The organism is Intrasporangium sp., assembly GCF_032907665.1.
GTDB lineage: Bacteria > Actinomycetota > Actinomycetes > Actinomycetales > Dermatophilaceae > Intrasporangium.
In genome coordinates this window covers 1-5,777 of sequence record NZ_JAJJPG010000056.1, presented here as the reverse complement: position 1 = coordinate 5,777, position 5,777 = coordinate 1, and the positions used below count along the sequence as shown (strand labels likewise).

Annotated in this window: 6 protein-coding genes; 4 read left to right on the top strand and 2 right to left on the bottom strand. The window is 70.8% G+C overall.

Going from position 1 to position 5,777, the window contains the following annotated elements:
- Positions 1 to 111: 111 nt before the first annotated feature.
- The 4 genes from LOY02_RS10100 to LOY02_RS10085 all read left to right on the top strand — a co-directional run bounded on the left by LOY02_RS10100 (position 112) and on the right by LOY02_RS10085 (position 4,555).
- The gene (locus LOY02_RS10100) at positions 112 to 1,353 is read left to right on the top strand and encodes an MFS transporter (RefSeq protein WP_317182229.1); all 1,242 of its coding nucleotides are present in this window, start codon (positions 112 to 114) and stop codon (positions 1,351 to 1,353) included.
- A 148-nt stretch (positions 1,354 to 1,501) separates the two neighbouring features.
- Positions 1,502 to 2,155: an MBL fold metallo-hydrolase gene (locus LOY02_RS10095; protein WP_317182228.1), complete on the top strand. Its 654-nt coding sequence runs from the start codon at positions 1,502 to 1,504 to the stop codon at positions 2,153 to 2,155.
- A 46-nt stretch (positions 2,156 to 2,201) separates the two neighbouring features.
- Positions 2,202 to 3,008, top strand: coding sequence for an ABC transporter ATP-binding protein (locus tag LOY02_RS10090; RefSeq protein ID WP_317182227.1), 807 nt, complete (start codon positions 2,202 to 2,204; stop codon positions 3,006 to 3,008).
- Positions 2,984 to 4,555 (top strand): hypothetical protein, encoded by a 1,572-nt coding sequence (locus tag LOY02_RS10085; protein ID WP_317182226.1) that lies wholly within the window; start codon positions 2,984 to 2,986, stop codon positions 4,553 to 4,555. Before LOY02_RS10090 ends, LOY02_RS10085 begins: the two co-directional genes overlap by 25 nt.
- A gap of 6 nt (positions 4,556 to 4,561) precedes the next feature.
- Here the strand turns inward: LOY02_RS10085 and ppgK are convergent, their stop codons facing one another.
- Positions 4,562 to 5,323 (bottom strand): polyphosphate--glucose phosphotransferase, encoded by a 762-nt coding sequence (gene ppgK / locus LOY02_RS10080; RefSeq protein ID WP_317182225.1) that lies wholly within the window; start codon positions 5,321 to 5,323, stop codon positions 4,562 to 4,564.
- Positions 5,324 to 5,372: 49 nt separating this feature from the next.
- The coding region (locus tag LOY02_RS10075) for a M24 family metallopeptidase (RefSeq protein ID WP_317182224.1) at positions 5,373 to 5,777 on the bottom strand (405 nt) is incomplete at its 5' end.

Genomic DNA, 5,777 nt, shown 5'->3' with positions numbered 1-5,777 from the left:
CTCCTGACCGGCCTCCTGACTCCGTTCACCCCCGTTCCCGACCCGCTAGACCCGCCCTGACCCCACTGGTGGCCCAGCCACCGGAATCCACTCGAACGAAACAATGGTGAGATGCCCACAGCGACTGCTCCTGCTCGGACAGCCATTCCGCGGGAGATCTGGATCCTCGTCGGTGCCGCGTTCGTCATCGCGATCGGCTTCGGGATCGTGTCGCCGGTCCTGCCGGCCTACGCACGCTCCTTCGACGTCGGCGTCGCTGCAGCCTCCGTCATCGTCTCGGCCTTCGCCTTCTTCCGGCTCGTCTTCGCACCCGTCGGTGGCGAGCTCGTCAGCCGTCTGGGGGAGCGTCCTATCTATCTCGCAGGCCTGCTCATCGTGGCGGCCTCGTCCTTCGCGACGGCCTTCGCGCAGTCGTACGTCCAGCTCCTCGTCTTCCGGGGGCTCGGTGGCATCGGGTCGACGATGTTCACCATCTCGGCGATGGCGTTGCTCGTCCGTCTCGCGCCGCCGAGCGCCCGGGGACGCGTCTCCTCGACCTATGGCTCCGCGTTCCTCATCGGCGGGATGATCGGCCCGGTGCTGGGGGGCCTGCTCGCGGGTCTGGGTCTGCGAGCGCCCTTCATCGTCTATGCCGTCGCCCTGGTCATCGCGGCCGCGGTCGTCGCCATCGGCTTGGGCGGCGCTCGCCTCGAGCCGGCTCAGAACCGGGCAGACCGCGACGTGGTCACTCTTGCCGAGGCGTGGCGGTCACCGGTCTACCGCGCCGTGCTCGCCTCCGGCGTCGCCAACGGCTGGACCAACTTCGGGGTGCGGATGGCCGTGCTGCCGTTGCTCGCGATCGCCGTCCTCGACGAGCCGTGGGTCGCCGGGGCGGCCCTCGCGATCGGCGCGGTGGGCACTGCGGCGACGCTTCAGGTGTCCGGGCGTCTGGCCGACCGGATCGGGCGTCGGCCCCTCGTCATCGGCGGGCTCCTCGTCATGGGGACGACGATGGGGCTGCTCGGTGTGGCGCAGCACCCCGCCCTGTCGGTCGGCGTGGGTCTCGCCGTGCTGTTCGGGTTGTCCCTGCTCTCCGGGGTCGGTGCGGGCCTGGTCAACCCGGCCCAGCAGGCCGCGGTCGCCGATGTCGTCGGCCACGAGCGGAACGGGGGACGGGTCCTGTCGACCTTCCAGATGGCCCAGGACGGTGGCGCGATCGTCGGTCCGATCCTCATCGGTGTGGTCGCGGACGTCTTCGGCTTCGGCACGGCCTTCCTCGTCACCGGGCTCGTGTGTCTCGTCGGAGTCGTGCCGTGGCTGACCGCACCCGAGCCGCTCACCCATCACGCGCCGGTCGGTGAGACCACGGCGTGAGCCCGACGGGCATCCGGTCCACCGAGATGCCGTATGCCGCTGGGCCCGCCCACGCGTCCACGTGCAGACGGTGGGTGGCGGCAGAGCCGGCCCAGCGGCATACGGCGTCGATGTTCTCCCCACTCAGCCCGTGGCCTAGGTTTGGCGTATGCGAGTGACTCACCTCGGACATGCCTGCCTGCTCGTCGAGATGGCCGACCGGCGCATCCTCATCGACCCGGGTAACTTCTCGGCGGGCTTCGAGGACCTGACGGACCTCGACGCCATCCTCGTCACGCACAACCACCCGGACCACTTCGATCCGGGGCCTGCCGCGAGGGTGATCCGGGCCAACCCGCGGGCCAGCGTCCACACCGACTCGATGACGGCGGAGAAGCTGGCGGCCGAAGGGCTCCAGGTGGTCGCGACCCGGCAGGACGAGTCCTTCGAGATCGGCGACGTCTCGGTCCGGCCGGTCGGCGAGCTGCACGCCTTCAACCACGACCAGACCCCGCGCATCCCCAATGTCGGCATGGTCCTTCGCGCCGACGGCGAGCCGGTCCTCTTCCATCCGGGGGATGCCTACGACGCCGAGCCCGGCCCCGTCGACGTCCTCGCCCATCCGCTCAACGCGCCGTGGTGCGCCACCCGGGACTCGATCGCCTTCGTGGCCCGGATCGCGCCGAGGATGATCGTCCCGATCCACGACGCGCTGCTCTCGGACCGGGGGAAGCAGATGTACACCGGCCACATCGAGTCGTTCGCCGGGGTCGACGGACTGACCCTGCGCTACCTCGCTGACGGTGAGTCCGGCGCCTTCTGACAGGGCCCAGCACGGGACCGGCCGCACGCCAACTCGGGGGAGAGAGATGACCCAGCCACCGGATCTGCCTGCGCCGCAAGGCGCCCCATCAGCAGGACCTGCGATCGCCATGCGCGGGCTCGGCAAGCGCTTCGGCGACGTCATCGCCGTCAAGGGGATCGACCTCGACGTCCCGCGCGGTTCCTTCTTCGGCCTCGTCGGACCCAACGGTGCCGGCAAGACGACAACGCTGTCGATGGCCACTGGGCTGCTGCGACCGGACGCCGGCGAGGTCTTCGTCCTCGGACACGACGTGTGGTCCGACCCGGTCGGGGCCAAGCGACTGCTCGGCATCCTGCCCGACGGGCTGCGCACCTTCGACCGGCTCACGGGGCTCCAGCTCATCGTCTATGCAGGGCTGCTCCACGGCCTGCCGCGCGACGTGTCGACGGCCCGGGCCGGCGAGCTGCTCGCCGCCCTCGGCCTGACAGAGGCCCAGGGAAAGCTCGTCGTCGACTACTCCGCGGGCATGACGAAGAAGGTCACCCTGGCCACCGCCCTCGTGCACGCGCCCCGCGTGCTCGTCCTCGACGAGCCCTTCGAGGCGGTCGACCCGGTGTCCGCAGCGACGATCCGAGGGATCCTCGCCGACTTCGTCGCGACCGGCGGGACCGTCATCCTGTCGAGCCACGTCATGGACCTCGTCGAGCGGATCTGCACGCACGTGGCGGTCATCTCCGACGGGCTCGTCCTGGCCCAGGGCACTCTGGACGAGGTGCGCGGCGGGGGCAGCCTCGAGGACCGATTCGTCGACCTCGTGGGCGGCACGACCGAGGTGGAGGGCCTCGCGTGGTTGCGCACCTCGTCCGACTGAAGGTCGACCTGCTCCGCAACAGTCTCCGCCGCAGCCGTGCCCAGGCGATCGGACTCATCCTCGGCTTGCTCTACGGTGCGTTCGTCGTCGTCGGTCTGGCCGTCGCTGTCGCCACCCTGCGTGGCTCGCCCGAGGCGGCCCGTCTCGTCGTGGTCCTCGGGGGTGCGGCAGGCATCGTCCTGTGGTCCGTGCTGCCCATCTTCGCATTCGGCTCGGACCCGACGGTGGACCCCGCTCGCTTCGCGACCTTCTCGGTCCCTCCGCGGCAGCTGGCCGTCGGCCTCGTGCTGGCGGCGTTCGTCGGTCTCCCGGCACTGGCGTCGGTGGCCCTCGGGCTCGGCGTCATCGTCGCCTCGTCCCAGACGGGGTGGTCGACCCTCACCGCTCTCGTGGCCGTGCCCGTGGGCATCCTCACCGCGGTCACCGTCAGCCGGTGGGTGTCCCTGCTGGCGACCGGTGCGGTCTCGAGCCGGAGGGGCAGGGACGTGACGGCCATCCTCGGGGTCCTGCTGCTCGCCGTGGTGCTCCCGGTCGTGTCGGTGTTGGGCAGAGCGGCAGCGGACTGGGTCGGCTTCGCCGAGACAGCTGCGGCCGTCGTCGGGTGGACCCCGCTCGGCTGGGCCTGGGCGGCGCCGGGCGACGTCGCGGCGGGCGAGGGCGTGACCGGGGCGCTGCGCCTCGCCCTCGCCCTCGTTGGTCTCGTCGTGACGGTGGGCCTCTGGGACCGGGCCGTCCGTCGTCAGGTGGTGGCGCCGCGAGGGGTGGCTCGTCGGGGCTCGCTGGGGACGGCGGCAGGTGATCTCGGCGTGCTCGGGCGGGTGCCGGACGACCCAGCCTGGGCCGTGGCCGCCCGCACGTTGACCTACTGGGCCCGTGACCCGCGCTACCAGGTCTCGATGTTCCTCACGCCCTTCGTCCCTCTGGTGCTGCTCGTCCCGTTCTTCACGGCGGACCTGGTGTGGGTGCCGCTCCTCATGGCCCCGCTGGCCGCGTTCCTCCTCGGTTGGGCCGAGCACAACTCCGTGGCCTTCGAGTCGACCGCCTTCTGGATGCACGTCGCGTCGAGCCTCCCCGCCCGCGCCGACCGGCTGGGGCGCATCCTGCCCAACATGCTGCTCGCGGTGCCGCTCATCGCCGCCTACTCCGTTGCGGGCGCCTGGCTCGGTGATCGCTGGGACCTGCTGCCCGTCATCGTCGGGATCTCCGCCGCCCTGCTCGGCGCCGGCTATGCCCTGTCCTCGGTGATGAGCGTCGTGCTTCCCTATCCCGTGCCCAAACCGGGAGACAGTCCGTTCCAGACCCCACCGGGCGCGACGGGGATGACGCTGCTCTCGCAGACCATCGCCAGTATCGGCACACTCCTGCTCGCCGCCCCCGTCGAGGCGCTGGGACTGCTCGCCTGGCTCGGCAACGATTGGGCCGGGTGGCCGGCCCTCGTCGGCGGGGTCGCCATCGGGGTCGGCTACGTCCTTCTCGGGCTCCGGCTCGGCGCGAAGGCCTACGAGCGCCAGGCCCCGGAGCTGCTCCTGACCCTCAGGGGGGACTGACGTCGGTCAGTGCGCGACGTCCGAGGCGAGGCGCGCGGCGCCGATGATGCCCGCCTTGTTGCGCAGGGTGGCGGGGATGATCGGTGCGCGCAGCCGCAGCTTGGGCAGGAACTTGTCCGACTCCCGGGAGACGCCACCGCCGACGACGATGAGATCGGGGGAGAAGAGCATCTCGATCGTCTCGTAGTAGCGCTGGAGCCGCTCGATCCACTCGTCCCACGAAAGACCCTCGCGCTCCTTCACCGAGGACGCTGCCCGGTCCTCGGCGTCGTAGCCGTCGATCTCCAGGTGGCCCAGCTCGGAGTTGGGGATGAGCCGGCCGTCGTAGATGAGCGCGGTGCCGATGCCGGTCCCGAGGGTGGTGAGGATGACCAGGCCGTTCTCGCCCTTTGCGGCGCCGTAGTGGAGCTCGGCCAGTCCGGCGGCATCGGCGTCGTTGAGGACCGTGACGGAGCGGCCCGTGTGCTCCTTGATGAGGGCCTGCGCGTCGGTGTTGACCCACGAGGGGTCGATGTTGGCGGCGGAGAGCACGGTTCCGCGGATGACCACGGCGGGCACGGTGACCCCGATGGGGGAGTCGCCGGCCTCGTCGGCGAAGGCGTCGACGATCTGGTCGACCACCCGGGCCACCGCGTCGGGGGTGGCCGGCTGCGGCGTGTCGATGCGAAGGCGCGGATGGACGAGCTTGCCGGTCTCGAGGTCGACGGGGGCGCCCTTGATGCCGCTGCCGCCGATGTCGATGCCGAGTGGGTTGCCCTTCGTGGCCATGTCAGTGGGTTCCTCGGGGTCGTGGTCAGTCGTCGGCAGGGAGGTGCGCTCAGGGCAGGGTGAGGATCTCGTTCCCGTCCTCGGTGATGACGATCGTGTGCTCGAACTGTGCGGACCGGCGGCCGTCCTTGGTCACGACGGTCCACTTGTCGTCCCACATCTCCCACTCGGGAGCGCCGAGGTTGAGCATCGGCTCGATCGTGAAGGTCATCCCGGGCTCCATGACGGTGTCGTAGTGGGGCGCTGCGTCGTAGTGGGGGACGATGAGCCCGGAGTGGAACTCGAGGCCGATGCCGTGGCCGGTGAAGTCGCGGACGACGCCGTAGCCGAACCGCTTGGCGTAGCTCTCGATGACCCGGCCGATGACATTGATCTCGCGGCCCGGCCGGGCCGCCTTGATGCCGCGCATCATCGCCTCGTGGGTCCGCTCGACGAGCAGGCGCGACTCCTCGTC

Excerpts from the sequence above, each read along its gene's own strand:
- LOY02_RS10100 (WP_317182229.1), top strand. The coding sequence starts at position 112 with ATGCCCACAGCGACTGCTCCTGCTCGGACAGCCATTCCGCGGGAGATC.
- LOY02_RS10095 (WP_317182228.1), top strand. The coding sequence starts at position 1,502 with ATGCGAGTGACTCACCTCGGACATGCCTGCCTGCTCGTCGAGATGGCC.
- LOY02_RS10090 (WP_317182227.1), top strand. The coding sequence starts at position 2,202 with ATGACCCAGCCACCGGATCTGCCTGCGCCGCAAGGCGCCCCATCAGCA.
- ppgK (WP_317182225.1), bottom strand. The coding sequence starts at position 5,323 with ATGGCCACGAAGGGCAACCCACTCGGCATCGACATCGGCGGCAGCGGC.